3 protein-coding genes are annotated in these 3,230 nt (G+C 66.4%); 1 reads left to right on the top strand and 2 read right to left on the bottom strand.

Annotated elements, in window-relative coordinates; genetic code table 11:
- Positions 1 to 166 precede the first annotated feature (166 nt).
- Complete coding sequence (locus DBV14_RS33020) at positions 167 to 364, bottom strand: hypothetical protein (RefSeq protein WP_124466444.1); 198 nt, start codon at positions 362 to 364, stop codon at positions 167 to 169.
- The gene (locus tag DBV14_RS33015) at positions 361 to 1,350 is read right to left on the bottom strand and encodes a LysR family transcriptional regulator (protein WP_124466441.1); all 990 of its coding nucleotides are present in this window, start codon (positions 1,348 to 1,350) and stop codon (positions 361 to 363) included. The genes DBV14_RS33020 and DBV14_RS33015 overlap by 4 nt, the downstream gene beginning before the upstream one ends.
- 108 nt (positions 1,351 to 1,458) lie before the next feature.
- Between DBV14_RS33015 and ilvD the strand changes: the two genes are divergently transcribed.
- Complete coding sequence (gene ilvD, locus DBV14_RS33010; RefSeq protein WP_124466438.1) at positions 1,459 to 3,153, top strand: dihydroxy-acid dehydratase; 1,695 nt, start codon at positions 1,459 to 1,461, stop codon at positions 3,151 to 3,153.
- The last annotated feature ends 77 nt before the right edge of the window (positions 3,154 to 3,230 follow it).

Here is a 3,230-nt window from a genome sequence, read left to right as displayed (position 1 = left end):
AGCGCCACGGGAGCGAGAGGAACAATATCAGGAGGAGCGAAGCGGGGGACATTCGCGGAGGGGAGTACCCGTTGTCAGTCGCACAAACCAAGACTGACCCCGCGTCACAGAGCAACGCCAACCCAACAGGCCCCGGCCATCGCCCTGAATGGAGTCCCTCAGGGAGTCACAGACTTCGCACGGCCATAAGGCGCGCTCTTGATGAGATGAAATTTGCCGTCGCGCAGTTCGTAAAACTCGACCACGTCCTTGCCGTTGTCGCGGGCGGCGGCGTCTGCGCGCTGGCGGTCAGTGCGCAGAACACGGCTGCGGCGCCGACGAGGCAGCGGACCATGGCAGCGAGAAAAGTCGTCTTCGTCTTCATTCGGTTCCTCCTCCTTCCCGTGAGTCTTCCGTCGGGTCGCCCCGTTCCTTCCCGCGCTCGCGCACGAACGCCACGAAGCGTGCGAGCGCCGGGTTGTTGTTCGCCTCCTCGGGCCACACCAGGCTGGTTTCGCAGACGGGGAGCACGGGCGCGTTGCGGCGCCGGGCGGCCGGCGCAAATTCCGCGGCACGGCGGTACACCACGCCCGCGCGCCGGAACTGCGTGACGCTCTCGGGCACCCACGCTACGCCGATGCCGCCCGACACCAGGTTGACGATGGTCTGCATCTGGATCGCCTCCTGCGCGAGCTGCGGCACCCGGCCCGCCGCGTGATACAGGCCGAAGATCGCGTCGTGCAACGACGGCACGATGCGGCGCGGAAAAATCACCAGCGGCTCGGCCAGCACGTCAGGCAGTGACAACAGCTTCGGCGTGCGGGCCAGCGCGTGGCGGGCCGGCAGCGCCAACACCAGCGGCTCTTCGGACACGACGAGGCGCGTCAGGCCCGGCGGTGCGGCGCCGGGCGAATGCAGCATCAGCCCGGCATCGATCTCGCCGCGCGCAAAAGCTTCTAGCTGCACGTCGCCGGTGGCCTCGACCAGTTCGAGCGCCACCTCGGGACAGCGCACACGGAACTCGCGCACCCAGGTCGGCAACTGCTCGAAGCCCACGGTCGACACGAAGGCGATGCGCACCCGGCCCACCTGCCCCGCCGCCGCCGCGCGCGCCCGCGCCGGCAGCGCCTGGGCGCGCGCCAGCAACTCGCGCACGTCGGGCAGCAGCGCCTCGCCGGCGGGCGTGAGCGCCACGCGCCTTCGGGTGCGGTCGAACAGCACCACGCCCAGCGTTTTTTCGAGCTGGGCAATGGCTTGCGTCACCGGCGGTTGCGTCATGTGCAGCCGCAGCGCGGCCCGGCCGAAGTGCAGTTCTTCGGCCACGGCCACGAACTGGCGCCAGGCACGCAGGTCGATCAGGACTTCATTCATATGCCGAGCATATCAATCCGTGCTTCAAATTGGATTGGAACCAATCAATCAGAAGTCCGATACTCGGTGCTTCCCGCGACACCCACACCCCACGACAGAAGAGACACCATGGACACCAAACCGATCCAGATCAATCGCCGCAGCGCCAACATCGTCGAAGGCAAGAGCCGCGCGCCCAACCGCTCGATGTTCTACGCCATGGGCTACGAAGAGAGCGACTTCAAGAAGCCGATGGTCGGCGTGGCCAACGGCCACAGCACCATCACGCCCTGCAACTCGGGCCTGCAGAAGCTGGCCGACGCGGCCATCGCGGGCATCGAGGAAGCCGGCGGCAACGCGCAGGTGTTCGGCACGCCCACCATTTCCGACGGCATGGCGATGGGCACCGAAGGCATGAAGTACTCGCTGGTGAGCCGCGAAGTCATCTCCGACTGCATCGAGACCTGCGTCGGCGGCCAGTGGATGGACGGCGTGCTGGTGGTCGGCGGCTGCGACAAGAACATGCCCGGCGGCCTGATGGGCATGCTGCGCGCCAACGTGCCGGCCATCTACGTGTACGGCGGCACCATCCTGCCGGGCCGCTACAAGGGGCAAGACCTGAACATCGTGAGCGTGTTCGAAGCCGTGGGCCAGAACGCCGCCGGCAACATGAGCGACGAAGACCTGCACGAGATCGAGAAGCGCGCCATTCCCGGCACGGGCTCGTGCGGCGGCATGTACACGGCCAACACCATGTCGAGCGCGTTCGAGGCGCTGGGCATTTCGCTGCCCTACTCGTCGACCATGGCGAACCCCCACGACGAAAAAGCCAACTCGGCCAAGGAATCGGCCAAGGTGCTGATCGAGGCGATCAAGAAAGACCTGAAGCCGCGCGACATCGTGACCAAGAAGGCCATCGAGAACGCGGTGGCAGTGATCATGGCCACGGGCGGCTCGACCAACGCAGTGCTGCACTTCCTGGCGATTGCGCACACGGCTGGCGTGGAATGGTCCATCGACGACTTCGAGCGCATTCGCAAGAAGGTGCCCGTCATTTGCGACCTGAAGCCCTCGGGCAAGTACCTCGCGGTCGACCTGCACCAGGCCGGCGGCATTCCGCAAGTCATGAAGGTGCTGCTGAACGCGGGCCTGCTGCATGGCGACTGCATCACCATCACGGGCCAGACCATTGCCGAAGTGCTGAAGGACGTGCCTGACGTGCCGCGCGCCGACCAGGACGTGATTCGCCCGATCGACAAACCGATGTACGACGAAGGCCACCTGGCCATCCTGAAGGGCAACCTGTCGCCCGAAGGCGCGGTCGCCAAGATCACGGGCCTGAAGAACCCGGTGATCACCGGGCCGGCGCGTGTGTTCGACGACGAGCAGTCGGCGCTGCAGGCGATCCTGGCCGGCAAGATCGTGGCAGGCGACGTGATGGTGCTGCGCTATCTGGGCCCCAAGGGTGGACCAGGCATGCCGGAAATGCTGGCACCGACCGGTGCGCTGATCGGTGCGGGCCTGGGCGAAAGCGTGGGGCTGATCACCGACGGCCGTTTCTCCGGCGGCACGTGGGGCATGGTGGTGGGCCACGTGGCGCCCGAAGCGGCAGCGGGCGGCACGATCGCATTCGTGAACGAAGGCGACTCGATCACGATCGACGCGCACAAGCTGGTGCTGGAACTGAACGTGCCCGAAGCGGAACTGGCCAAGCGCCGCGAAGGCTGGACGGCGCCGGCGCCGCGCTACACGCGTGGTGTGCAGGCGAAGTTCGCGTTCAACGCATCGAGCGCCAGTTCGGGTGCTGTGCTCGACAAGTTCTGATCTTCTTGTTCGTGGCCCTTTGGGGCCACAGCACGGCGTGTTGAGGAGAGAAATGCGCGGGGTCATTCGGGGCGCGT

The sequence above is a fragment of the Variovorax sp. KBW07 genome (genome assembly GCF_003852515.1).
In the GTDB taxonomy this organism is placed as follows: Bacteria; Pseudomonadota; Gammaproteobacteria; order Burkholderiales; family Burkholderiaceae_C; genus Variovorax.
The sequence above is the reverse complement of the archived record's forward strand: the minus strand, read 5'-3'. Positions and strand labels throughout refer to the sequence as shown.